This window comes from Marinomonas fungiae (genome assembly GCF_001418205.1).
Classification (GTDB): domain Bacteria; phylum Pseudomonadota; class Gammaproteobacteria; order Pseudomonadales; family Marinomonadaceae; genus Marinomonas; species Marinomonas fungiae.
Window position 1 is genome coordinate 231,280 of sequence record NZ_LIQF01000004.1, and the last position, 23,305, is coordinate 254,584.

The 23,305-nt window shown below is 48.8% G+C and carries 27 protein-coding genes; 14 read left to right on the top strand and 13 right to left on the bottom strand.

All coding sequences use genetic code 11. The features are described from left to right. Positions 1–85 precede the first annotated feature (85 nt). Together ASC49_RS20255 and ASC49_RS08065 are read left to right on the top strand one after the other, a co-directional pair. Positions 86–796 carry a carboxymuconolactone decarboxylase family protein gene (locus ASC49_RS20255; protein ID WP_162265206.1) on the top strand — a complete coding sequence of 237 codons (711 nt, stop codon included), beginning with the start codon at positions 86–88 and terminating at the stop codon, positions 794–796. 79 nt (positions 797–875) lie between these two features. Beyond that, complete coding sequence (locus ASC49_RS08065; protein ID WP_055462730.1) at positions 876–1,355, top strand: EVE domain-containing protein; 480 nt, start codon at positions 876–878, stop codon at positions 1,353–1,355. A gap of 8 nt (positions 1,356–1,363) precedes the next feature. Here ASC49_RS08065 and ASC49_RS08070 read toward each other — a convergent pair whose 3' ends face one another. From ASC49_RS08070 to ASC49_RS08105, 8 genes are all read right to left on the bottom strand, one after another. Further along, complete coding sequence (locus ASC49_RS08070) at positions 1,364–1,750, bottom strand: DUF2306 domain-containing protein (protein ID WP_055462731.1); 387 nt, start codon at positions 1,748–1,750, stop codon at positions 1,364–1,366. Between the two features lie 121 nt (positions 1,751–1,871). Next, entirely contained in the window at positions 1,872–3,089 is a 1,218-nt protein-coding gene (arsJ, locus tag ASC49_RS08075; RefSeq protein ID WP_055462732.1) for an organoarsenical effux MFS transporter ArsJ, read from the bottom strand. A gap of 200 nt (positions 3,090–3,289) precedes the next feature. Then, entirely contained in the window at positions 3,290–4,300 is a 1,011-nt protein-coding gene (locus ASC49_RS08080) for an ArsJ-associated glyceraldehyde-3-phosphate dehydrogenase (protein WP_055462733.1), read from the bottom strand. Positions 4,301–4,331: 31 nt separating this feature from the next. Continuing rightward, positions 4,332–4,703, bottom strand: coding sequence for a metalloregulator ArsR/SmtB family transcription factor (locus tag ASC49_RS08085; protein WP_245624666.1), 372 nt, complete (start codon positions 4,701–4,703; stop codon positions 4,332–4,334). Positions 4,704–4,829: 126 nt separating this feature from the next. Further along, on the bottom strand, positions 4,830–5,063 hold the full coding sequence (locus ASC49_RS08090; protein WP_055462734.1) for a thioredoxin family protein: 234 nt from the start codon (positions 5,061–5,063) through the stop codon (positions 4,830–4,832). 7 nt (positions 5,064–5,070) lie between these two features. Then, a complete protein-coding gene (locus tag ASC49_RS08095; RefSeq protein WP_055462735.1) occupies positions 5,071–6,060 on the bottom strand; it encodes a permease in 990 nt (329 codons plus the stop codon). 114 nt (positions 6,061–6,174) lie between these two features. After that, positions 6,175–7,107, bottom strand: coding sequence for a LysR family transcriptional regulator (locus ASC49_RS08100; protein ID WP_055462736.1), 933 nt, complete (start codon positions 7,105–7,107; stop codon positions 6,175–6,177). 78 nt (positions 7,108–7,185) lie between these two features. Beyond that, positions 7,186–8,274 (bottom strand): NADH:flavin oxidoreductase/NADH oxidase, encoded by a 1,089-nt coding sequence (locus ASC49_RS08105; protein ID WP_055462737.1) that lies wholly within the window; start codon positions 8,272–8,274, stop codon positions 7,186–7,188. 157 nt (positions 8,275–8,431) lie between these two features. On the opposite strand from ASC49_RS08105, the gene ASC49_RS08110 reads away from it, so the two are divergent. From ASC49_RS08110 to ASC49_RS08130, 5 genes are all read left to right on the top strand, one after another. Further along, complete coding sequence (locus ASC49_RS08110; protein WP_055462738.1) at positions 8,432–8,764, top strand: DMT family transporter; 333 nt, start codon at positions 8,432–8,434, stop codon at positions 8,762–8,764. A gap of 79 nt (positions 8,765–8,843) precedes the next feature. Beyond that, a complete protein-coding gene (locus ASC49_RS08115) occupies positions 8,844–9,233 on the top strand; it encodes a hypothetical protein (RefSeq protein WP_055462739.1) in 390 nt (129 codons plus the stop codon). A gap of 161 nt (positions 9,234–9,394) precedes the next feature. Further along, positions 9,395–10,282 (top strand): DMT family transporter, encoded by an 888-nt coding sequence (locus ASC49_RS08120; RefSeq protein WP_055462740.1) that lies wholly within the window; start codon positions 9,395–9,397, stop codon positions 10,280–10,282. Positions 10,283–10,305: 23 nt separating this feature from the next. Beyond that, the gene (locus tag ASC49_RS08125) at positions 10,306–10,650 is read left to right on the top strand and encodes a DUF6404 family protein (protein WP_055462741.1); all 345 of its coding nucleotides are present in this window, start codon (positions 10,306–10,308) and stop codon (positions 10,648–10,650) included. Between the two features lie 25 nt (positions 10,651–10,675). Then, positions 10,676–11,038, top strand: coding sequence for a putative quinol monooxygenase (locus tag ASC49_RS08130; protein ID WP_055462742.1), 363 nt, complete (start codon positions 10,676–10,678; stop codon positions 11,036–11,038). Here the strand turns inward: ASC49_RS08130 and ASC49_RS08135 are convergent. The 5 genes from ASC49_RS08135 to ASC49_RS08155 all read right to left on the bottom strand — a co-directional run bounded on the left by ASC49_RS08135 (position 10,981) and on the right by ASC49_RS08155 (position 17,008). After that, positions 10,981–11,919, bottom strand: a complete 939-nt coding sequence (locus tag ASC49_RS08135) for a diguanylate cyclase domain-containing protein (protein WP_055462743.1) — start codon at positions 11,917–11,919, stop codon at positions 10,981–10,983. The genes ASC49_RS08130 and ASC49_RS08135 overlap by 58 nt on opposite strands. A 442-nt stretch (positions 11,920–12,361) precedes the next feature. Then, entirely contained in the window at positions 12,362–13,744 is a 1,383-nt protein-coding gene (locus tag ASC49_RS08140; RefSeq protein ID WP_055462744.1) for an ABC transporter ATP-binding protein, read from the bottom strand. Continuing rightward, positions 13,741–14,520, bottom strand: a complete 780-nt coding sequence (locus ASC49_RS08145; RefSeq protein ID WP_245624667.1) for an ABC transporter permease — start codon at positions 14,518–14,520, stop codon at positions 13,741–13,743. Before ASC49_RS08145 ends, ASC49_RS08140 begins: the two co-directional genes overlap by 4 nt. An 8-nt stretch (positions 14,521–14,528) precedes the next feature. After that, positions 14,529–15,482: an ABC transporter permease gene (locus ASC49_RS08150; RefSeq protein ID WP_245624668.1), complete on the bottom strand. Its 954-nt coding sequence runs from the start codon at positions 15,480–15,482 to the stop codon at positions 14,529–14,531. Beyond that, the gene (locus ASC49_RS08155) at positions 15,470–17,008 is read right to left on the bottom strand and encodes an ABC transporter substrate-binding protein (RefSeq protein ID WP_055462746.1); all 1,539 of its coding nucleotides are present in this window, start codon (positions 17,006–17,008) and stop codon (positions 15,470–15,472) included. Before ASC49_RS08155 ends, ASC49_RS08150 begins: the two co-directional genes overlap by 13 nt. 315 nt (positions 17,009–17,323) lie before the next feature. Here ASC49_RS08155 and ASC49_RS08160 point away from each other — a divergent pair, with 315 nt between their 5' ends. The 7 genes from ASC49_RS08160 to ASC49_RS08190 all read left to right on the top strand — a co-directional run bounded on the left by ASC49_RS08160 (position 17,324) and on the right by ASC49_RS08190 (position 23,211). After that, positions 17,324–17,707, top strand: coding sequence for a hypothetical protein (locus tag ASC49_RS08160; RefSeq protein WP_055462747.1), 384 nt, complete (start codon positions 17,324–17,326; stop codon positions 17,705–17,707). A 161-nt stretch (positions 17,708–17,868) separates the two neighbouring features. Next, a complete protein-coding gene (gene cyoA / locus ASC49_RS08165; protein WP_055462748.1) occupies positions 17,869–18,831 on the top strand; it encodes a ubiquinol oxidase subunit II in 963 nt (320 codons plus the stop codon). After that, on the top strand, positions 18,831–20,807 hold the full coding sequence (cyoB, locus tag ASC49_RS08170; protein WP_055462749.1) for a cytochrome o ubiquinol oxidase subunit I: 1,977 nt from the start codon (positions 18,831–18,833) through the stop codon (positions 20,805–20,807). The genes cyoA and cyoB overlap by 1 nt, the downstream gene beginning before the upstream one ends. A 2-nt stretch (positions 20,808–20,809) precedes the next feature. After that, the gene (gene cyoC, locus ASC49_RS08175) at positions 20,810–21,418 is read left to right on the top strand and encodes a cytochrome o ubiquinol oxidase subunit III (RefSeq protein ID WP_055462750.1); all 609 of its coding nucleotides are present in this window, start codon (positions 20,810–20,812) and stop codon (positions 21,416–21,418) included. Between the two features lies 1 nt (position 21,419). Next, positions 21,420–21,743: a cytochrome o ubiquinol oxidase subunit IV gene (gene cyoD / locus ASC49_RS08180; protein WP_055462751.1), complete on the top strand. Its 324-nt coding sequence runs from the start codon at positions 21,420–21,422 to the stop codon at positions 21,741–21,743. Positions 21,744–21,755: 12 nt separating this feature from the next. After that, on the top strand, positions 21,756–22,691 hold the full coding sequence (gene cyoE / locus ASC49_RS08185; protein ID WP_211262032.1) for a heme o synthase: 936 nt from the start codon (positions 21,756–21,758) through the stop codon (positions 22,689–22,691). A 79-nt stretch (positions 22,692–22,770) separates the two neighbouring features. Beyond that, a complete protein-coding gene (locus ASC49_RS08190) occupies positions 22,771–23,211 on the top strand; it encodes a lysozyme inhibitor LprI family protein (protein WP_245624669.1) in 441 nt (146 codons plus the stop codon). Positions 23,212–23,305 lie beyond the last annotated feature (94 nt).

Here is a 23,305-nt window from a genome sequence, read left to right on the forward strand (position 1 = left end):
AACCTATATTGATTTTTTGGCTGCATATTCGGTGTGTGAAAAATGCCATGCTACGCCTCTCAACGTCAAATATACAGAGGTGGTTATGCATTCGGATCGTTATCAAATAGGTTGGCAAAAACTAGCAGAGATCGATGGGGCGCAAGGTGAGAAAGTGATTCAAGCGATGGAAGGTATTGCGCCGGACTTTGCGCGCCTACTGATCGAATTTCCCTTTGGGGATATTTATAGCCGAGAGGCGTTGGATCTAAAGTCTCGCGAGATCGCCACGATCGCAGCCTTGGCGGCGATGGGTAATGCTACGCCCCAGCTAAAAGTTCATATCCATGGTGCTTTGAATGTCGGGTGTTCGCCCCAGGAAATCATTGAAGTGATGATGCAAATGGCGGTCTATGCGGGGTTTCCTGCAGCACTCAATGGCTTGTTTGCTGTTCAAGAAGTCTTGCAAGAGCGAGGCTTAAATCCAGACTCGGCACCGTTGCCTAGCAAGCAGTCGTTATCGACTCTGGCTGGCGGCTACTTCGCCACAGCTGAGCTTGCAATCACCGATGCTAGTCGAGTCGAAGAAACTAAAGCCGCTCTTAAGCAGCTATGTGAGCAAACACGTACTGAGCCCGGCTGTCGCTTATTTGAGCTGCATGAAAATCCAGATGAACCCACTCAGCTTTTACTATGGGAATGCTTTGCCACGGAAGCAGATTTTCATAAACACCATGCGATGGACTATACCAAGGCTTACATGGAACGAGGATTGACCCAAGTAAAACGCTTGTATCATAGCGACTTAGTGCGATAAGTGCGCGGGTGCTCGACTCCTGACAGAAACTGACAGCGTAATGTTTTATGTTATACCCAACTGTTAAGGAGTCGATGCTATGTCAGAAAAGCAAACAACCTTGGATAAGGAAAATAACACTAACTCAACGCCACGCTACTGGGTCGCGGTAGCCAGCGCCGATCATGTGGCGCGAGGCTATGCTGGCGGTTTTATGCAGGTTTGTCATGGTAAACAAGGGCCGTTAAAACGCGTCAAACCTAATGATTTGGTCGTATATTACTCCCCCACGTTTACTTACCAACAGAAAGACACCTGCCAATCATTTACCGCACTTGGGCACGTTACTAGCGCTGAACCTTATCAAGTGGTGATGAGTGAAAACTTTATGCCTTACCGCCACGACGTAGCATGGCTTAGCCGGCAAAACTGTCCGATCCGCCCACTGCTACAAACCTTAAGCTTCACCCGTGACAATCCCCGTTGGGGTTATCAGTTTCGCTTAGGGCTGTTTGAAATCCCCTTCGAGGATATGCAAGTCATCGCACATCAGATGGGAGTAGAATTATCTGTTGTTTGATACTTGAATTACATGAACATCCAACTGTGTAACAGTCTGCCTGGCATGAAAGCAAAAGCGCCCGCAATAATAATCCCACCTAGGTAGACACCAATCATATTACCGATATGCGCTCTAAGATTGTTACGTCGTATAGCGATGAGGCCCAAGGGGATACAGAGCAAAACCAGCATACTGAATAGGTGGATAAAACCAAAATGCCCCAGCAAAGTAGGGCCTATTTGTGCAGGCATAAGTAGAGAAATTATCGCTGTGAGCATCATAAAAACCATATACAGCTTACCTAGGCGTTTATGTCGTGGGGTCCCTTTTTTTGCCAGCAGAATAAATGCGCCAATTAAAAAGGGCGGAATCACGGTTGCAAGATGTAAATAGGCGAGCTGAAGGTAAGTCATGTAAACAATCCGCTGTTCAATATTTTGATATCACTACCTTAGAATGATTATGGTTGAAGTTGCAGTGATTTCTAGTTGGAAGATATTCCTTACTGTTTTTCCGAACAAAGATCTGTCATTTTTAATTAGAGAGATGTCTGGGTAACCCCACTGATATCAACGCAGTTAAAGCAATAAACCCTGTCGAGACCCAGAGACACACCGCTAAGCCGTAATCTTGATATAACCAACCAGAAAGCAGGGTGCCGATCAGGCGGCCCATGGCGTTGGCCATATAGTAAAAGCCTACGTCGAGGGAGACGCCGTCTTTGCCAGCGTAACTGACGATCAGGTAGCTGTGCAGGGAGGAGTTGATGGCGAACACGGCACCGAAGGCAAGCAGGCCTGCGATCACGGCGAATTCAATCTGCCAATTGAAGGTCAGTGCTAAGGCAATTGCCGCGGGGATCACGCCAAGCGCCAGCGCCCAACCAAGAGCTTGGCGGCCGTCTGGCACTTTGCCAGAGGCCTTACCCGTAAAGCGAGGCGCAAAACCTTGGACGATGCCGTAGGCAATGATCCAAAGTGCTAGGAAACCGCCGACGTACCAATGATCCCAGCCAAAGGTGCTGGCTAAGAAAACAGGCAGTGCGACCACAAACCACACATCCCGCGCACCGAATAAGAATAGGCGTGCCGCCGACAGGTAGTTTACGGCACTACTTTTAGAGAAGATGTCGCCAAATTTGGGTTTATTTTTGGCTTTTCCGAGATCTTTCTTAAGCGAGACGAGGCTTGCGATCCATACCAAAGTCAATGCAACGGCCATACCTAAGATCGCGCCTTTAAAACCAAACAGACTCAGTAACGCGCCGCCAAGGAAAAATCCTACACCTTTTAGCGCGTTTTTAGAGCCGGTGAGCAGCGCGACCCATTTGTACAATTGGCCTTGGGCATCGCTAGGCACTAACAGCTTAATCGAGCTTTTCGCGCTCATTTTGTTTAAGTCTTTGGCAATGCCAGACAGTGCCTGCGCGCCCATCACCCAAGGAACGGTTAACAAACTTGCGGGCACCAGCAGCATACTCAACGCCACGATCTGTAAAAACAGCCCGATATTCATGGTACGGTTTAAGCCAAGACGCGCCCCAAGCCAACCGCCGACGAGGTTGGTGATGACGCCAAAAATCTCATAGAACAAAAACAGCATCGCGATTTCCAGCGGGCTATAACCCAACCCGTAGAAATACAGCACCACCAACATACGCAGCGCGCCGTCAGTTAAGGTAAACGCCCAGTAATTCCCTGTGACCACCATATATTGGCGGATCGCTGGCGAAAGGTTAGCTAACAGTGTCATTAAACTTTCCAAACATTATGTGTGATGCTTTTTATAGACGCTTGGGTTATGACAAGCACCTAGCCCATGGATGGGCGATCCAACCGTCACGCCCATGGATGTGCGTCGGTCGGTGCTGTCATAACCAAGTGTCGATACTCCGAGTGACTTATAAAGACTACAGAGTCCGGTCGTAGGCTGGATTTATCTAAGCAAACTAACTAAGCCTGATCCAAGCGACCAACCATGCGCATCAGCTCAGCGGTGCGGTTGGCGTAGCCCCATTCGTTGTCGTACCAAGCATACAGTTTTACCTGCGTACCGTTGATGACCATGGTAGATAAGGCGTCGATCACGCTTGAGCGTGGGTCGGTTTTGTAATCCACCGATACTAGAGGACGCTCTTCGTAACCAAGGATGTCTTTGAGCTCGCCTTCGGCGGCTTCTTTGAGGAAGCTATTTACTTCCGCTTCCGTCGTCGGGCGGCTGACTTCAAATACACAGTCCGTCAAAGAAGCGTTTGCTAACGGAACACGCACGGCGTGGCCGTTTAGCTTGCCTTTCAGCTCAGGGAAGATATGGGTGATCGCCGTCGCTGAGCCGGTTGTGGTTGGAATTAAACTGGCGCCGCAGGCACGGGCACGACGCAGGTCTTTGTGCGGTGCGTCCAAGATAGTTTGTGTGTTGGTGATGTCATGGATCGTGGTCATGGAGCCGTGTTGGATGCCCAGCTTTTCATGAATCACTTTGACCACTGGTGCAAGGCAGTTGGTGGTGCAGGACGCGGCGGTCACGATGGGGTGCGTCGCAGGATCGTACAGATCATGGTTGACGCCCATAACGACGTTGAGCACACCGTCTTCTTTCACGGGAGCGGTAACCACAACACGTTTCACACCTTGGTCTAAGTAGGCTTGCAGCAAAGCTTTGGTTTTCATCACACCACTGGCTTCGATCACCACATCACAGCCTGACCAATCGGTTTCACCGATACTTTTGTTCTGGGTGCAAGGGATACGCTTGCCATGGATAATCATCTCATTGCCTTCAGCCGTGGCTTCGTGTTGCCAACGGCCGTGAACCGAGTCGAACGTGATGAGATGTGCCAAGGTTGCTGCGTCACCGGCAGGATCATTAATGTGGACAAACTCCACATCATCCCAGTCAAACGCCGCACGGAAAGACAGGCGTCCCATGCGTCCAAATCCATTGATACCTACTTTAATTGTCATAATGAAATCTCGAATCTTATTGTGGGAAGTGTTAGTTGCAGCAGCTGTTTGTGCGCTCTGGGCGGTCGCCCATCATCTCTAATCGGGCTAGATCCGCAGCGATGATTTCTAAGTTCTCGTTGGCGGTCACTTGAAGCACCAGCTTGGCCCAATCCGGTAGCGTCTCGTTGATGCTGTAAAACACCCATTGACCTTGGCGGCGGTCGGTCAATAAACCGCAGCCACGTAGTTGAGCGAGATGTCGAGAGACTTTGGGTTGGCTTTCGTCGATGGCCTGCATCAACTCACAGACGCACAATTCGCCTTCGAGCTGAATCAGCAACATGCTACGAAGACGTGTGTCGTCCGCGAGGCATTTATAAAATTGGATGGGACTGATATCCATTTCTGGGGCAGTTGTCATAGGCACTTTTTAACCATATCTGTTTAATCAAATATATGGATAAAAATATATATCGGAAATCGAATGTTTGGAAGCGCCAGATAAGCATTTTTTATCTATCTGTGTCTCTGACGCTCGTCCATTAGATTAAACCAGCCAAGCCTTCACTTGGTCGGTGTGGGGGATGGAGCCAGAATGCTTCAGCTGCTCGTCAATGACCACAGCGGGTGTGCTCATGACGCCATATTGTAAAAAGACTCGGGCGTCAGTTTCTTTCGTGACGCTGACTTCGACACCTTGATCCGCAGCAATACGCTCGATCAGTTCGGCTGTTTTTTGGCACTTTGTGCAACCACTTCCGAGAACTTTGACTTGTTTCATAGCCACCTCATAAGAAAGAAGAAAATCCATTAAATAGCCATCCCACCAAGGTGAAAGACAGCAACAACATCACAAACACAGTCGCCAGCAAACGCCACTGCATTACTTGTTTCAGTAAGATAAATTCAGGGAAACTGGCCGCTACGGTACTCATGCAAAACGCTAACGTCGTGCCGATTGGTAAACCGTTTTGAATCAAGCTTTCCATCACTGGAATGACGCCCGTGGCATTAGAGTAAAGTGGAATGCCCAGTACCACGGCTGCTGGCACCGTCCACCATTGACCATCCCCAAGGTATTGCTCGATCCAACCATCGGGTACAAAGCCATGCAACGCTGCACCTAGGCCGACACCGATAATGACCCACTTCCATACGCGACCAAAAATTTCTAGGGTTTCATCTTTGGCAAAACGATGGCGTTCCGCCATGGACAGTTTTTCAACTTCTTGCTGATCGGGTAACTGAGTGTTTTGCCCTGCGGCTAAGGCTTTCTGGGCAAAGGATTGCAGCCAGCGCTCAGCCTTGATCGCGTCTAAAAAGGCGCCGCCTAGAATTCCAACGGTCATGCCGACGATGATATACAGCACGGTGAATTTCCAGCCTAACAAGCTCATCAGCAATAACACCGCCACTTCATTGATCAAAGGTGACGTTAGCAAGAATGACATGGTAATACCCACTGGAATCCCTGCAGAGGTAAAACCCAGAAACACGGGAATGCTGGAACAAGAACAGAACGGCGTAATGGCCCCAAAGCCGGAGCCGAGCACGTAGCCCGCGGCGCGGTTCTTACCCGCCAAATAGTTGCGCACACGCTCGACATTAAGCGAGGCACGCAGCAGAGCGATCACGTAGATCATCACCACCAGCAAGACGTAAATCTTACTGACGTCTTCGATAAAGAAATGCACGGCATCACCGGTTTTCGTCGCAGGGGCGAGGGACAGCACGTCAAATGCTAACCAATCCGCAAAGCGGGTGAAGACTTCAAACATGACTTGCCTCTGCTTCAAATGGGATACGTTAATGGTAATGACCAAGTATCAGCATAAGGGAGAGTCAGTAGGGTGGCACTGATAAATCCTACTTATCTTGAGTTAAAGCAAGTTTTAAATAGGTGGTGAATAAGGACAGGTCTGGGAGACTTGTAAAATCAACTGTCGAATCCAGCGGCGCAATGGGTCAGCATGGGTGCGTTCATGCCAGACTTGGAACAAACGCACATTGGGAATTTCGATAGGAGGCTCATGAACGCGTAATTTTGAATTCTGCGCCGCGGCACTGTTGGCCACATGATCGAAGCAGGTTGAGATCATTTCTGGGCGATATTGGATCAAATGCATCGGCGATAGATGACTTGATAAGCCCGCTACCACATTGCGTTTCAAGCCTTGTTGTTCCAGTTGTAAATCAATATCGCTGATTAAGTCGCCATTGACTGAGATAACCACATGCTCGCATTTTAAATAGGCGTCTAAATCTAGGGTGTCGCCAATGTAAGGGTTATCCATTGAGGACAGGACGCGATAGGGCTTCTCGCCAATCAGCTGCTGGCGCATGGTGTCTGGCAGATCGGTATAGAACCCTGCGATAGCGAGGTCACACTGACCATTTTCCAATTCATTACGCGGTAATTCTCCGCGGGTGTTACGAATCACGAAGCGCACATTCGGCGCACTTTGTTTGACGTTATCCAACAAGTGGGCGAGATAGCACATTTCAAAGTAATCATGGGTATAAATGATGATGCGATCATCACGATGCTCAAAGTCGGGTTCGATCTGAGTGCTGTAAAAGGATTCTAAATTTGGGATCAGCTCCCCCAATTGACGTGCTAGATCGTGCGCCTTAGGCGTGGGAGTCAAACCGCGAGGGGCTTTAATAAACAGCGGGTCGCCCCATTCGTCGCGTAATTTATTGAGTTTGTGACTCAGAGCAGGTTGGCTAATGGACAGCAACTTTGCGGCCCGTGAAGCGTTACGCTCTTGGTACAGCACATGAAACAGCAATAATAGATTCAGGTCGCGACGTAGAATATTCATAGTGATTACCTAATAAAAAACCGATGCAGACTCTAAGCCTGCATCGGTGGATGGTAGCATGTTGCTGCGTGGGCCGTATTAGTAGCGTGCCAGCCAGTGCGCATAAGGTGCTGGTAGTGTCCAAGAAGGCTTGTCAACGTTCAGTGCTTTGGCTAATTCGTAGGTGTAATGCGGGTTTGACAAAAACGCTCGGCCAATCAGAACTTGGTCCATTTGACCTTCCACAATCGCGCGCTCGGCATCATTGGGTTGTTCAAAGCCCCACGCTGACGACACCGGTAGACCCGTTTCACGGCGTACACGCTCGGATACTGACGCTAACATCGCGGGGCCCCAAGGAATGTTCGTTTCTGCAATGGTAAAGCCCACGCTCACACTCAGCATGTCTAAGCCTTGTTCTTTCATCTGCTGCACTAACCAGATACTTTCTTGCAACGTTTCTTCGTCGCGGCCATCGTATTCTAGAACGCCAAAGCGTGCGGTCAGAGGCAAATGCTCTGGCCAAACTTGACGCACGGCTTTAAGGGTGTCGAGTAGGAATTTACTGCGGCCTTCTTTGTCACCACCGTATTCATCGGTACGCTGGTTAGTGTGAGTAGAGAAGAACGACTGCGCTAAGTAGCCGTGGGCAAAGTGCAGTTCAAGCCATTCGTAACCTGCATCGAGTGAGCGTTGTGCCGCATCTACGAAGTCTTGTGTCACACGCTCGATATCTGCTTTGGTCATTTCTTGCGGTACTTTATTTAAATGACCGCCAAAAGGCAGGGCGGAGGGTGCGATGGTTTGCCAGCCACGTGGATCGTCTTCGGCAATGTGATCATCACCGTCCCATGGACGGTTGGCGCTGGCTTTGCGGCCGGCGTGGGCAATTTGAATCCCCGGCACACTGCCATTGGTCTTGATACCTTGTGCCACCTTAGCCAAGGCGTCTGCTTGTTCAGCGTTCCAAATACCCAAACAATTCGGTGAGATACGACCTTCAGGGGAGACCGCCGTGGCTTCCACGATCACCAAGCCCGCACCACCGCGGGCAAGACCTGTGTAATGCACGTAGTGCCAATCGTTCGCCACACCTTCTTCGGCGCTGTACTGACACATCGGTGGAATAGCAATGCGATTTTTAAGCGTGATGCTTTTTAGCGTAAAAGGCGTAAATAACTCAGCCATGGTTTATGCTCCTAAAATGGTGGTTAGGCTGGCGGAATGTCGTCGGCCAGCAAGAATGTAAGTTCTATAATAGGGATTCTTTGATATTCATAAATTTATATTTTTAGATAACTGCTATTCGGAAAATGGATATCTTATTTAGTAAAAGGTAGGCGGGATGAAAACATGGATTATTTTGCTGGTGGCGATTGTGTCAGAAGTGGTGGCTACGTCTGCTTTAAAGGCCAGTGATGGCTTTTCTAAACTGGGACCTAGTGTATTGGTGGTGGTCGGTTATGGGGTGGCGTTTTACTTTTTATCTCTCACATTAAAGGTGATGTCAGTCGGCATCGCTTACGCTATTTGGGCGGGATTGGGGATTGTACTCACGGCTGTCATCGGTTGGTTTTTGTTCGATCAAAAGCTAGATATGGCAGCGCTGCTGGGGATGGGTCTTATTATTTTGGGAGTAATTGTGATTAATGTGTTCTCCAACGCAAGTGGACATTAATTCGTCGCAAACAGGATAGTGAAGCGGTCTACCTAGGCGTAACTTGCGCTAAGTCAATTTGGCATATTAGAGGTACTCTATGTTTAGCTTATTAAGCAAATACCAATGCGCAAAAGATTTGGGTCTACCCGTTGCTGCGTTTATCCTACTGCTAATTTTTAGCGCACTCTTCATTCACTTTTGTCCAGAAAGTGGTTGGTCTACTGTGGTTGCCTTTTTGCCATTGATCCCTGCGATCTGGGCAGTACGCACTACCGTTCGTTTGGTAACCTTGTTGGAAACGGCACAGCAAGTTAAATTGTTGGTGAATTTCGCAACGAGCTTTGTCATTGTCGGTCTTTTGACGTTCACTTACGGTTTCCTATCATGCTTCGCGGATTACCCGAGCCTACCTTTGATTTTGGTAGCGCCGCTGATGGTTGTTGTTTGGGTCGCCACCAATGTTGTAATGTGCCGTCGTTGCAAGTAAACCGTTAGACGTTTCATTTTTTCTGGCGCTTAGCGCCGCGTTTTTTCTGCCGAATTGCCGCCTCCCCGGACTTAATGGACAACCTGCAATTGCCTTGCGCAAGTTTCGGGTTGTCCTACCGGAACACTTATAGCAAAGTAGGGTCTTTTAGGATTGCTAAAATGGCCAGCTTGCTTAGCCTGTTTGTCCTTGCTGCCCTGTGGGGAAGCTCTTTTCTGTTTATGCGCATCGCTGCAAACCCACTGGGGCCTGCGCTGATGATCGAAGCGCGTATTGTCTTAGCGGCGCTCACTTTGTTGATCATTGCCTTGCTGTTGCGTAAGCGCTTAGCGTTCTTTTCCCACCCCAAACACTATTTTATCCTAGGTCTGTTCAGTACCGCGTTACCCTTTGTATTAATTGCTTATGCGGCGCAAACTTTGAACGCATCAACCCTTTCAATTTTAAACTCTACCGCGCCGATTTGGGGGGCGTTGATCTCAGTGGTGTGGGGCGGCAATCGTTTAACCAAGAAATTTATCATGGGCTTGGCGCTGGGGGTGTTAGGGGTGTTTGTCCTAGTCGGCAAAGAAGCTCGCCTAGTTGGGTGGGACGCTGCACTACCAATGCTGTGTAGTGTATCTGCCGCGTTTTGCTATGGTATTGCGACGAACTACACGAAAATTGCGCCGAAAGTGTCGTCTTTTAATAATGCCCACGGCAGCATGTGGGGCGCTGCGCTACTCTTGTTACCCTTTGCTCTGTTAATGCCCGCTAGAGAACCGTTGACATGGGAGATTGGCTTACCCGTTATTATGTTGGGGGTCTTTTGTACCGGTGTGGCCTACATTTTGTACTTCCGCTTAATCGACGATATTGGCGCCGCTTCTGCCTTGTCGGTGACCTTTTTAGTGCCGGTGTTTGGTATCCTGTGGGGACATCTGTTTTTAGGGGAACCTGTGGGCTGGAACACACTCATAGGTACATTGCTGGTACTTTCGGGTACCTCTTGGGTGACGGGATTCTCTGTTACGCAACTGATTAAAAACGCGCGCTCTGACGGTGTATAAAGATTACAAACAAGGAACATAATGTGTCATTTGAAGATAAATTAATGAAGGCTCATGCCGAGTTACAAGCACAGGGTGTTTGGCTATCCAATTACAAGCCGCCGATGTTTAGCCTGCTGCGCATGTTGGGCATTAAGGTTCCGCCACCGTATTATTTAGGCTTTCACCTGAATGCCATCATCGCCTTTTGGTACTTTGCAACCATCATTTTCTTGGTGATGTATTTTGGTATTTTGGGTAGCGCTGATACGTGGCAAACGGCCATGGATAAAGCCGCAGTCTGGGGTATTGTTTATGGTATAGGGATGGCGACTTTTTATGCGTTCCGACGTCGCAAGCTGCCACTTAGCGATTGGTCGTCACTTTAACTTATTTGTTTAATAAGGATTTTTTATGTCTAGTAAAGTCTACTGTGTTGCGCAGTTTCTGCCTAAAGAAGGCCAAGAACAAGCACTGTTTGAAGTACTGCAAAGCCTTGAGCCCAATACGCTACGTGAAGACGGCTGTATTCAATATCGCGTGACACGTCACATCGTTAGCCCGTTCGCCGAAGGCAAAAGTTTCCCGATTGCTTTCCATGAGCAATGGGCGGATATGGCGGCGTTTGAAGCACACTGTCAGCGCAAAGAAATCGCCGCGTTCTTTGAAAAATACTGCCAAGCAGAAGATGGTCTAGCGGCGGATTGGAATGTGTGTATTTACAGCGATGAGCCGGAAAACTTCGACGCGCCTGTTTTTGAGTCATTAAGTAACTGAATACTTTCTTCTGTGGGGGCGCAAATCACTCGATTTCGCCCCTGCTTCTTACCGATATACATCGCTTGATCGGCTCTCTCGATCAGTTTTTCTAAGGGTTCTTGAGGCTGAGCAATGGCAATGCCGATGGTGACGCTGATATTGAGGGCCTCACCACTTTCCATAATAATGGGTGTTTCGTTTAAAAATTCACGTATGAACTCTGCTTGGGCGTGTGCGGTATTGGCATCAGGTACGTTGCAGGCAGTAATAATGAATTCTTCGCCACCGTAGCGATACATAGATTGTCCCGGTGCGAGTAAGTTGTGTGTCTGTACGACTAGATGCTGTAGCACTTTATCGCCGATATGATGGCCGTAGAAGTCATTAATGGATTTAAAATGGTCGACGTCTATAAACATCAATGCAAGCTGCCCCTGACATGTAGGACGCTTACGAGCAAAATCTTGTTCCAAGCGTTGACGCAGTGGTAAGCCAGTCAAATTATCAACTTGGGTATAGTGATGAATTGCATGAGTTTTAAAGTACGCTAAATGCTCTAAAAGCTCTGCTTGAGTCCTTTCAAAAAGATCGAAATCTTGTTCTTTGCCCGGCAGCCCTTGGCTAATGGGGCCCGCAATATTGCGGATGGCATCGTGCATTTGCTTGTGAACGTGTGACAGCTGTTTACTGCGCTCGGCATGCAGGGCGTTAAAAGCAATGTTATGGCTCTCAAGGAACTGACCAAACAGACATAATTCATGGGCATTCTTTTGGACGACATCCGCACAGAGATCGGTGCGGAGTACCGCTGCTCGCAGTATTTTTCGAGACCAGTCGAGGTGGGCACCTTGCGCCGCATCTAAGGCCGCGACGAATTCTTTTGCGTCAAAGTTCAGCACATTGATTCCACACATAACGTTAGAATGTTCTCAAAATACTAACGTAAAACTAGGGCGTTTGTTCAACAAACAACGAATTTATTTGTGTTAAGTCAGAGTCATCGAGATAGAGGAATGGGTAAAAATTTCCCGCCAGCGACAGGTGTCGCTGGCGGGGGAAAAAACGCTAGCCCGATTAGACTTGCTGCACACATGCAATTCAATTGTGTGGGGTAAGCTACCCAAACCAGTAAGCCAATCCAGCGCGCTGGGAGTAGTAGTTAATTAAGGCGAATGAAGCAGGTAACGAAGTTCACTTGTTTCACGTCTCTGCTTGGCAACACATTAACTAACCATGAATGTTATACTATAACATTTTATTTCGTTGCAACTTCTTTTGTTCAAAAAAACAATCCCCAGCACGATGGCTGGGGGTTGGCTGGTTGCAGGGACGTGAGCAAGTTTACGCGTCCAAACGAATCACTCGATCACAGCGCTTTTCAATCAGATCTGGATCGTGACTAACTAGCATCACGGCGCAGCCGTTTTGCTTAGCCACATCGACCAAGAGCTGGCTCACTTCTTTGGCGGTAATCGGATCAAGCCGTGAAGTCGGTTCATCGGCAAACAAAAACACCGGATCCAAAAGCAAGGCACGAAGCATACAGAAGCGCTGTAACTCACCGCCAGACACGCCTTCAGAGTTACGCTGTAGTAACGCCTCATCTAAGCCAAGTTGCCGCATTAAGGGCGCAATACGAGCGCGATCAATCTTGTGCAGTTTCACCGTGTCTTCCAGCAAGGTTGCCAGCGATACCGCACGACTGACCGCCGCTGTTGGGTCTTGGTAAAGCTTTTGCCATTGATGCAGTGGTGCTTGGCTATGGCGTAAAATGGTTCCTTCCATGGCTTGATGCACTCCCAGCAGGGTATCGCCTAAGGTGCTCTTACCACAGCCGCTGTCGCCGACTACGCCGACCACTTCCCCTTGGTGGAGTGTGAAGTTGAGGTGTTTGGACAAGGCTTTATTGCCACGTCCAATTGTCAGGTCCTGCACCTCGACCAAAGGGGTTTTATGGGAGCTAGCGGGCGTTTTGTCTGGCCAGTTGACCGGATCGGCTTCGATTAAGGCTTTGGTAAATGGATGTTGAGGCGCCGAGAGAATGTCACTGGTGTTGCCTTGCTCTAGCAGTTCACCAGATTTAATCACCATCATACGGCCACCGATCTGGCGGGCGACGGCCACATCATGGGTAATGGTGATCAGCGCACCTTGTTTGGATTGGCTCATCAATTGTTGCACCACTTGATCCCGTCGTGACACGTCTAAGCCTTTGGTTGGCTCGTCGGCCAGCAGAACTGGCGCTCCACCGGCCATAGCGCAGGCAATGGCAACACGCTGCGCCATACCGCCCGACAACTGATCAACACGCTTGTGGCCGCTGTCTTGCAAGCCTTGCAAGGCCAGAGTATAGGCGGCTTTTTGCTGTGCATTGGCAGCGGATTCGCCTGCCACCATACGATAGGTTTGTTCCAGTTGTTGCTGGGCCCCCATTAGTGGGTCGAGCGAATTCCAAGGCTCTTGAGGTAGCATACTAATACGACGCCCCCAGAAACGTTGACGTTGTTTAGCATTAACTTCCTCGCCAAATAAAGTGACGCGACCTTCTGTGCGTAGGCTGTTTGGCAAATTGCCCATAATGGCTTGTGCAAGCAAGCTTTTACCGGAGCCCGTTTGCCCCAAAATAGTCAGCCGTTGGCCTTTTTCAAGGGTCAAACTAATCGGTGCTAAAAGCTCAGTATTACCTGCGTAAACGGCTAGGTTCTCGATATGAATCAAACTCATTGTGTACGACCTCGTCCCATTAGATGACATGCCAGCACCACAAGTGCTAGTAACAACAACGGCTGAGCCAGCAGCCAAGGCGCGTCACTGTAGTAGGGGAAGTGCTCCACAATCATTAAACCAAGCTCGGCCAACGGTGGCTGAATGCCAACGTAGACAAAGCCAAGGGACGCCATCATCAAGATGGCATTGGCCGCACCAAATGCGGCGATGGTAAATAGTTGCGGAGCGATAGCAGGCCAGTAGTGGCGACGGAAAATATACCACTGACCGAAGCCCATTAACTTAGAAGACTGCACTTCTGGGGAGCGGGTTAAACGCTGCGTAATGGCGCGACTGACACGGAAGTACTCGATCCATTGAATCAGAGAAATCGCCACGTATAGCATCCAAAATGACCCCGGTACAATGGCGGCAAAAATCAGTACTAAGACTAAGCCAGGTAATGCCAAAATCATGGTGACAAGGGCGTCTAGTCCGCGATCCAGCCAGCGTCCGCCCGTCGCTGCAAGCACACCAGCGGTCACGCCAATCACTGCGGAAGTGAGGACACACAAAGCTGCCATCATCAGCGATAGTTGCAGGGCATCGGCCAGACGAATCCACATGTTACGACCGAAATGATCCGTCCCTAGCCAAAATTCACTATTCGGTGGCGTTAAGATATGGTTTAGGTCCTGCGCTGTGGCATCGCCATTTTGCAACATTGGGCCAAAGATTGCGTAGGCGACCAACAGCAGCAACAATCCTGCGCCAGTTTTTTGTGTACGACTCAAGGACGATATCATGCGAGCTGGCCTCCACGTGGATCAAGATAGTGACAAGCAATATCGACTAAGGTGTTCATGACAACAAACAGTACGCCCATCATTAAGGCCGCGCCTTGGATTAAAGGAATATCGCGAGCGAAAATCGCATGTGCTAAGCCATGACCAATGCCCGGCCAAGAGAATAGGGATTCGATCATGACCACGCCCTCGACCACTGTGATTAATTGAATACCGAGAAAGGCGACTACGGGTACGGCGATGTTACGAGCACCGTGATGCATAAACGTTTGGCTTGGACTCAAGCCCTTCATCCGAGCAAACTCAAAGAAAGAGCTACCGAACACGCGTCGTGCTTCAGTGTGTACCACACGGTTTGAAATGGCGGCTAAGCTCAGAGCCAAAGTCAGGGCGGGTAAGACTAAGTGAGCGGGGGTACCAAAGCCTGCAACGGGGAACAAATTCCACTCTAGTGCAAACATAATGATCGCCAAAAGTCCTATGACAAACACGGGAACGGCGCGTAACGTCGTCGAAACCATCAATAAGGAACGATCTAGCCAGCCACCTTTAAAGGCGCTGGCAAGGCCGAGTGGGATAGCAATCAGAATCGACAGTAGAATACCTGCTACAGCTAATACAACCGAATGCCCTAGCATGTGCCACAACTGAGTAGCCACCGGCTCGCCACTGACCAAAGAGTTGCCTAGATTCCAACTCAAGAGGTCGGTAAACCACTGCCAGTAGGCGCTCCAAGCACTGTGGTTAAGTCCCAGTTCTTCACGCACCAGATCGGCTGCACGGTTATCGACGGCGTCCATGCCATAGCGGCTGGCGGCGATACGATAAGCCATATCCCCTGGCAGCGAGCGCATCAGAATAAAGGTTAAGGTGCCAACTCCCCAAGAGACGGCCACCAATTGTAATAAACGTTTTAGAAGCAAAGCGCGCATGGTGATTATTTCACCCACGACAATTCGTTTAAGAAATAGCTGCGCTCATAAGGATCAAAGCGGAAGCCATCCAGTTTCTTCGTCACGGCCGTTTGCTGTACATAGGAGGCGACAGGAATCAAAGGTCTCTCGTCGTAGATCGCTTGGGCAATGGTTTGCGCCTTTTGACGGTAAGCATTTGCGTCGGATTCAGAGAGCAACTCATTTAGAGAGGTTTTGACGCTCTCGTTGTCCCAATTCATAGCGCCCCAATCGCCGCCTTTCTCGCCTGCTAGATCTTTTAGCAAAATACCCAGTGGATCTGCGATGGTGCCGTAGTTACGCGCCATTAATGCCGTATCCAATGAGTTGTCAGCATGGCCTGCTGGGATGGCGCTGGAGTTGGTGATGCTAACGTTCAGTTTCACGCCTAGCTGTCGCCATTGATCTTGAATTGCTGTCGCGACGGTAGTCAGCTCTGGGCGGTCCGCGTAAGTGATCATATCGATTTCGAAGAGTTTGCCATCTTTTTCAAGCCAGCCTTCGCTGTTTTCCTGCCAGCCCTGTGCGTGCAGCAAGGCTTTGGCTTGCGCTAGGTCCTGTTCGATATTCGTGTCTGCAAGGTGCCAGTCAGCCATATATGACGGCAAGATTTGCGCAGTGGCGGCCTCTGGGGCGCGTAACACGGCGGCGGCTATACCGCGACGATTCAGTGCTAAGCTAAGCGCTTGACGCGCTTCCACCGTCTTCATATCTGGGTGAGCCGCATTCACTTTCACGACTAAGGTACGGGGTAGATCAGAGCGGATGACGCTTAAGTTCGGCAGGCGCTTGAGCATAGGTGCGGCAGCGGGATCCAAACCAAAGACAATATCGGCTTGACCACTACGAGCCTGTAAAACGCGAGCTTCGGCGCGGTGTCCTGTGAGGTAGCGTACATACTCGACTTGTGCCGTTTGGCCCCAGTATTGGGGAAACTTCTCTACCACAAGGCGGTGCGGGGTATTGATTTCGTAGGTCCTAAAAGGACCGGTACCAATGACTTGAGTGGCAACACCGTCTGCACCAAAGGATTCCGGTGCTAGGATAGCGCTGGCATAGTTGGCCAATATAGCGCCAAGTGGTTGGTACGCAGTGCTAAGTTCGATATCGATATGTTGTTCGTCGACCACTTTAATATTGGTGACGGGCACACCTTGCCAAGCACCAGGCTTACTTTTGGCAAGATTGAGTGCGGCGACGACATCTGCTGCGGTCATAGGTTTGTCGTTATGAAAAACAACTCCGTCGCGTAGTGACAACCTCCAACGCTTGCCTTGCTCTAGGATTTGCCACTCTGTTGCCAAGCCTGGGATAAGATTTCCTTGAGTATCTACGTTCAGTAGCGTTTCGATCACTTGCATGCGAGTAAAGACATAGCCGCTGCGAGATGGGTCGATGCTTGAAAACTCAAAAGCAGCATTGATTTTAACGGTATTTTGTTCGGTTGGAGCTGCTTGCAGTGTGCTGGCAGCAAAAGTAAACAGAGTGAGAGCCCCGAAGGCAGTAGCTTTGACGAATTGCATGACGTGTATAAATCCTTAGCAAGATAAATCAGTTATGCAAATATGTTATGATATAACATAACTTTTGAGAACGGGTTTTAGTTAGAAATTTGCGTGAAACATTTTCATGTTTGTAACTAGCTGTAGGTGACTTTTGCCGATAAAAACGAGTTATTTATGAATCATAGGCACTTTGGCCCGAAATAGATGAAATTTTGGGTGGAGAGATGGTGAACTAATGTGTACAATTTTCGGTCGAAATTCTGATTTACGTCAAAGTTGATTATTTCGTGATCAACTTTGTCTGTCACAGGTCAATTACGTAGGTATCCAATTGTGGATGTGAAGCAAACAAACAACATGATGAGCAACTTTGGCGAGCTACGCCAGCCTCTTCAGTCACTGAAGTGGGCGGCTCGTCTGAATGCGTTTGTTTTGGCTATCGTAGCGGTGAACTTAATCATTTTCCCGCTAGGTGGCGCTTACGATCCGAGTGACTTTTTCCAAACGGTCTTTAAGGACCTCCCGCTTATCTCTCTGTATGCCTTTTTCGGTATTATCAGCCTCTTTGTGTTTGTCTACTGGTTATTCATGTCCAGTGGGCAATTTATGTTGCCGGAAAAAAACCGTCGCAACATAAAGCCACCCCGTCAGGTGGTTATTCGACAAGTCCATTACCGTACGGTATCTGCTTGTCGTGCACCCCCAGTTTCTGCTTAAAGAGTTTTGTTGAGCGTTAAATTCATTCTTTGGAATGAACTTAGTGTTCATGTGCTCTTTGGGCACGCGCAAAGCTCCTCCGCGGAAAAGTTACCGGCCTGAGCCGGTCTGAAATCCTGTCATCGTTTCGATGTCAGCCTACGTCAATCTAGGGTTAGAGGATGAATCTCTTGTTAACTCGTAACTTAAGTAAAGTCGCTTTGGCAGCACTAGTAGTTTTACTAGCTGGTTGTCAGGGTGGTGTGCTTGACCCGAAAGGACAAATCGGTGTGATGGAGAAGGAGCTGATTATTACAGCGACTATCCTGATGCTGCTTGTTGTGGTTCCGGTGATTCTCATGACACTTTACTTCGCGTGGAAATATCGCGAAGGTCGTGGTGAAGCATATGAACCAAAATGGTCACACTCCACTAAAATTGAAACCGTGGTATGGGTTATTCCAATTATCATCATCGCGATTCTTGGTGTAATCACTTACAAATCAACGCATGCGTTGAACCCATACAAGCCTATCGAATCTGACGAAGAGCCGATCACTGTTGAGGTGGTATCTCTTAACTGGAAATGGTTATTCATTTACCCAGATCTTGGTATCGCAACGGTAAATGAGTTGGCGTTCCCTGCGAATGTTCCAGTGAACTTCCGCATTACTTCAGCAGGTACAATGAACTCATTCTTCATCCCTCAATTAGGTAGCCAAATCTACTCTATGGCGGGCATGGAAACGAAACTTCATTTGATTGCTGATGAGCCAGGTACGTTCGATGGTATCTCTGCAAACTACTCAGGTCATGGCTTTACAGGCATGAAATTCGAAGCGATCGCGACACCAACTCGTGAAGACTTCCAAGAGTGGGTTGCTGGCGTAAAAGCAAACGGTGAAGCGCTAACAACTGAGCGTTATGAAGCGCTTGTAGAGCCAACTGAATACCACCCAGTTGAGTACTTCGGTACTGTTAAAGATGGTTTGTTCTTCGACATCATCTGGGAATACATGGGCGACATGGGTCGTATCGAATTTTACGGTAAGCCTGAATACGGTGCTGAGCTTCCTGAAGGCGTAATTCTGCCTCAGCGTGAGCGTACAGTCATTTCCCATGAGTCTGAGGAGGCATCTCACTAATGAATCTTCTAGGTAAATTGTCTTGGGACGCGATCCCTCATGACCCAATTGTCCTAGGCACCCTAGCTGTTGTAGCAGTCGGCGGCGCGGCATTGTTCGTGTTTATGACACTTGCTAAAAAGTGGGGCTGGCTATGGCGCGAATGGTTGACGTCTGTTGACCACAAACGCTTGGGTATCATGTACATCATTCTTGCGCTAGTAATGCTTGTCCGTGGTTTCGCGGACGCCATTATGATGCGTACACAGCTCGCTGTGGCAACCAATGGTTCGGAAGGTTATTTACCGCCGCACCACTACGACCAGATCTTTACGGCACACGGTGTCATCATGATCATCTTTATGGCGATGCCATTTATGATTGGTTTGATGAACATTATCGTGCCACTACAGATCGGTGCACGTGACGTTGCCTTCCCATTCCTGAACAACCTATCTTTCTGGTTGGCAGTGTCTGGTGCGTTGCTAGTAAACATCTCTCTAGGTCTTGGTGAATTCGCAATGACAGGTTGGGTAGCTTACCCACCATTGTCAGGACTTGAATTCAGTCCAGGAACGGGTGTGGATTACTACATTTGGGCATTGCAGATATCGGGTATTGGTACAACTCTAACGGGTGTTAACTTCTTAATCACTGTGCTTAAGATGCGTGCACCTGGCATGAAGTTGATGGATATGCCTATCTTTACTTGGACCTGTACTTGGGCCAACGTATTGATCGTAGCATCATTCCCAATCCTGACTGCTGCGCTAGCAATGCTAACGCTTGACCGTTACTTGGACTTCCACTTCTTCACCAACGACCTTGGCGGGAACTCGATGATGTACATCAACTTGTTCTGGGCATGGGGTCACCCTGAAGTATACATCCTGGTACTGCCTGCATTCGGTATGTTCTCTGAAATCGTATCGACTTTCTCGGGTAAGCGATTATTCGGTCACAAGTCAATGATTTACGCATCCGGTGTTATATCGCTTCTAGGCTTTATCGTATGGTTGCACCACTTCTTTACCATGGGTTCAAGCGCGAACGTTAACGCCTTCTTCGGTATCATGACGATGATCATCGCCATTCCGACCGGTGTAAAACTGTTCAACTGGTTGTTCACAATGTACAAAGGCCGCATCCGTATGGAAGTGCCAATGTACTGGGTAATTGGTTTCATGATCACCTTCTCTATCGGTGGTATGACTGGTGTACTACTTGCGATTCCAGGTGCGGACTACGTCCTACACAACTCTTTGTTCCTAATCGCTCACTTCCATAACACGATTATCGGTGGTGCAGTATTTGGTTACCTAGCGGGCTTCGCTTTCTGGTTCCCGAAAGCAATGGGCTTCCACCTAGATCCAAAACTAGGCAAAGTGTCTTTCTGGTGTTGGTTCATCGGTTTCTTCCTAGCGTTCATGCCACTTTACGTGCTTGGATTCATGGGTATGACTCGCCGTCTAAACCACACAGACAACCCAGACTGGAACGTTTGGCTATACATCGCAGCATTAGGTGCGTTTGTAATCGCTATTGGTATCGGTGCGTTCGTTCTTCAATTGATTCTTGGCTTCAAGAACAAAGACAAGAACTTGGACAAAACTGGTGATCCATGGAATGGCCACACTCTAGAATGGTCTCTAGCGTCTCCACCACAGTTCTACAACTTCGCGAAAATTCCGCATGTTGAAGACTTGGATGCGTTCACTGACATGAAAGAGAAAGGCACTGCTTACCAGCGTCATGCGAGCTACGAGCCAATCCACATGCCAAGCAACACAAATGCTGGTCCGATCATGGGTCTTCTAGCGACAGCTATGGGCTTTGCTTTGATCTGGCACATTTGGTGGTTGGCTGGTGCAAGCTTCATCGGCTTGATCGTTGCCTTCATTTGCCGTGCTTACGCAAGTAATACTGATTACTACGTACAGCCAGATGAAGTAGCACGTATCGAGAATGCACACCTAGATAACGTGGCGAAGGGGTAATAATGAGTACTTCTGCAACTGCGCATCACGATGCGCACCATGACGAACACCACGATACCGGACGTAATACTACGTTAGGTTTCTGGATTTACCTGATGACGGACTGCATTCTGTTCTCGTGCTTCTTTGCGACGTACGCAGTGCTGTTCATGAACACCGCAGGCGGTGTTTCTGGTAAAGATATTTTTGATCTTAATCTGATCGCAGGTGGTACTGCTGCACTATTGTTGAGCTCGATTACATTCGGCTTTGCAATGATCAGCGCGTACAAAAAGAGCAAAGGCGGCACGCTACTTTGGTTAGCTGTGACGTTCGTGTTCGGTGCAGCCTTCATCGCGATTGAGCTTTACGAGTTCAATCACTTGATCCATGCGGGTCACGGGCCAAGCACAAGTGCGTTCCTAACAGCGTTCTTCTCGCTGGTGGGTTTGCACGGTTTGCACGTAACTGCCGGTCTACTATGGATCACGATTATGTTTATCGATGTTGCTAAGCGTGGTCTTAAAGACCGCACTGTGACTCGCTTAGGTTGCCTAAGCTTGTTCTGGCACTTCCTAGACGTAATCTGGATCTGTGTATTCTCTTTCGTCTACCTAATGGGAGCTATGTAAAATGAGTCAACATGATCACGATGCGCATTCTCACGGTAGCGTAAGCTCATACGTAGTCGGTTTCGTACTATCCGTTATTCTGACTGTGATTCCATTCTGGGCAGTAATGACTAGTGCGTACGATCGTGCCACGTTGTTTGCAATTATCGTTGTAACAGCCGTAGTACAGATCGTTGTGCACTTGAAGTACTTCTTGCACCTAAACTTCACGAAAGAAGGCAAGATCGATACTCTGTCATTCATCTTTACGGCTATCGTTATCGTAATGGTCGTAGCGCTATCCATTTGGATTATCTACGAATCTGTTCTGATGATGATGTACTAGGCGAAGAAGCGTATGTTTAAGCGGATCTCATCGTCGCAAAAACCAGAGCAACATAGTGTGTTCGACCGTTACGTTAAAGTAACCAAGCCGGGCATTATTATGGGCAACTTGATCTCCGTAGCGGGGGGGTACTTCCTCGCCGCTCGCGGTGACATTGATTGGGTGCTAATGCTGGTGACCATCATTGGATTGTCATTGGTGGTAGCCTCTGGTTGTGCGATCAACAACTGCATCGACCGCGATATTGACGCCAAGATGCAACGTACTCGTAACCGCGTAACAGTTACTGGTGAAATGTCGCTGAAAGCGGCATTAGCACACGGACTGGTACTAGGCGTGGTTGGGTTTGGTTTACTTGCGTACTTCACGAATGAAGTCGCTGTGTTCTTTGCAGCATTCGGCTACTTTGTGTACGTAGGTCTTTACAGCCTGTACTTTAAACGCAATTCGGTTTACGGCACGTTGATCGGTAGCTTGTCTGGCGCGGTACCCCCAGTGGTGGGTTACTGTTCGGTGACAGGCCAGTTTGACGCAGGTGCGGCGATTTTGTTGGTAATGTTTAGTATTTGGCAGATGCCACATTCTTATGCCATTGCCATCTTCCGCTACAAAGACTACGCGGCGGCAGGTATTCCTGTATTGCCAGTGGCACAAGGCATTCAAAAAGCGAAACACCACATTGTTTTGTGGATCGCTGTTTTCGCGATTGCGAGTGCGATGCTGCCATTGACTGGCTACGTGGGTGTGGGGTTCATGGCTGTTGCTGCCTGTACTAGCCTTTGGTGGCTAGGCATGGCAATCAAAGGCTATCGTGCAGACATTGATGTGAACCGCTGGGCACGCCAAGTGTTCTTCTTCTCCATCATTACGGTCACGGCCCTAAGCATTACCATGTCGCTAGACTTTCGTGCGGTCGCCCCTGACTACCTAGTCATGCTGTCACACTAAGTCTTATTCGTTAAAAGAATCGAAAACGCCCCGCAGGGAAACCTGCGGGGCGTTTTTTATTATATGCTGGTAACACTTTATGAACTTATTTAAAGGGATGTACGATATGAAAAATTGGCTAATCGCTCTTTGCATTTTACCTTGCTTAAGCGCTGCGACCGAAGACTCGGTGGACTGTGAAAATCCCTATACCACGCTTGATATAAATTATTGCGCTGGAAGAGAGCTAGAAGAGGCTGAGGCGATGATGGAACAATATTACAAGGCGAGTCTGAAGCAACAGGAAGAAGATCTTGAAGTCGTCGACGCGATTAAATTGTCACAGCATGACTGGCTACAATACCGTGAATCATACTGCGATGCGATTTACAGCCAATGGCGCGAGGGTACTATTCGAGGGGTGATGCACTTGTCCTGTCAAAAGCGACTGACTCAACAGCGCACATATAACTTATGGTCAGACTTCCTCACTTACATGGACAGCACTGAGCCTGTGTTGCCAGAGCCTGTTTTTAACTAACTCAGCCTATTGTGAGTTCGCTATGCTTGTTTTGGCTACTGGGAAATAATTTCTCATTGCTTGCGGGCGAATTACTTGCTACAAATGTCTGCTA

What these genes read in the sequence shown, in the direction of transcription:
- ASC49_RS20255 (WP_162265206.1), top strand. Translation starts at nt 86, where the DNA reads ATGCATTCGGATCGTTATCAAATAGGTTGGCAAAAACTAGCAGAGATC.
- ASC49_RS08065 (WP_055462730.1), top strand. Translation starts at nt 876, where the DNA reads ATGTCAGAAAAGCAAACAACCTTGGATAAGGAAAATAACACTAACTCA.
- ASC49_RS08070 (WP_055462731.1), bottom strand. Translation starts at nt 1,750, where the DNA reads ATGACTTACCTTCAGCTCGCCTATTTACATCTTGCAACCGTGATTCCG.
- arsJ (WP_055462732.1), bottom strand. Translation starts at nt 3,089, where the DNA reads ATGACACTGTTAGCTAACCTTTCGCCAGCGATCCGCCAATATATGGTG.
- ASC49_RS08080 (WP_055462733.1), bottom strand. Translation starts at nt 4,300, where the DNA reads ATGACAATTAAAGTAGGTATCAATGGATTTGGACGCATGGGACGCCTG.
- ASC49_RS08085 (WP_245624666.1), bottom strand. Translation starts at nt 4,703, where the DNA reads ATGACAACTGCCCCAGAAATGGATATCAGTCCCATCCAATTTTATAAA.
- ASC49_RS08090 (WP_055462734.1), bottom strand. Translation starts at nt 5,063, where the DNA reads ATGAAACAAGTCAAAGTTCTCGGAAGTGGTTGCACAAAGTGCCAAAAA.
- ASC49_RS08095 (WP_055462735.1), bottom strand. Translation starts at nt 6,060, where the DNA reads ATGTTTGAAGTCTTCACCCGCTTTGCGGATTGGTTAGCATTTGACGTG.
- ASC49_RS08100 (WP_055462736.1), bottom strand. Translation starts at nt 7,107, where the DNA reads ATGAATATTCTACGTCGCGACCTGAATCTATTATTGCTGTTTCATGTG.
- ASC49_RS08105 (WP_055462737.1), bottom strand. Translation starts at nt 8,274, where the DNA reads ATGGCTGAGTTATTTACGCCTTTTACGCTAAAAAGCATCACGCTTAAA.
- ASC49_RS08110 (WP_055462738.1), top strand. Translation starts at nt 8,432, where the DNA reads ATGAAAACATGGATTATTTTGCTGGTGGCGATTGTGTCAGAAGTGGTG.
- ASC49_RS08115 (WP_055462739.1), top strand. Translation starts at nt 8,844, where the DNA reads ATGTTTAGCTTATTAAGCAAATACCAATGCGCAAAAGATTTGGGTCTA.
- ASC49_RS08120 (WP_055462740.1), top strand. Translation starts at nt 9,395, where the DNA reads ATGGCCAGCTTGCTTAGCCTGTTTGTCCTTGCTGCCCTGTGGGGAAGC.
- ASC49_RS08130 (WP_055462742.1), top strand. Translation starts at nt 10,676, where the DNA reads ATGTCTAGTAAAGTCTACTGTGTTGCGCAGTTTCTGCCTAAAGAAGGC.
- ASC49_RS08140 (WP_055462744.1), bottom strand. Translation starts at nt 13,744, where the DNA reads ATGAGTTTGATTCATATCGAGAACCTAGCCGTTTACGCAGGTAATACT.
- ASC49_RS08155 (WP_055462746.1), bottom strand. Translation starts at nt 17,008, where the DNA reads ATGCAATTCGTCAAAGCTACTGCCTTCGGGGCTCTCACTCTGTTTACT.
- cyoA (WP_055462748.1), top strand. Translation starts at nt 17,869, where the DNA reads ATGAATCTCTTGTTAACTCGTAACTTAAGTAAAGTCGCTTTGGCAGCA.
- cyoB (WP_055462749.1), top strand. Translation starts at nt 18,831, where the DNA reads ATGAATCTTCTAGGTAAATTGTCTTGGGACGCGATCCCTCATGACCCA.
- cyoC (WP_055462750.1), top strand. Translation starts at nt 20,810, where the DNA reads ATGAGTACTTCTGCAACTGCGCATCACGATGCGCACCATGACGAACAC.
- cyoD (WP_055462751.1), top strand. Translation starts at nt 21,420, where the DNA reads ATGAGTCAACATGATCACGATGCGCATTCTCACGGTAGCGTAAGCTCA.
- cyoE (WP_211262032.1), top strand. Translation starts at nt 21,756, where the DNA reads ATGTTTAAGCGGATCTCATCGTCGCAAAAACCAGAGCAACATAGTGTG.
- ASC49_RS08190 (WP_245624669.1), top strand. Translation starts at nt 22,771, where the DNA reads ATGAACTTATTTAAAGGGATGTACGATATGAAAAATTGGCTAATCGCT.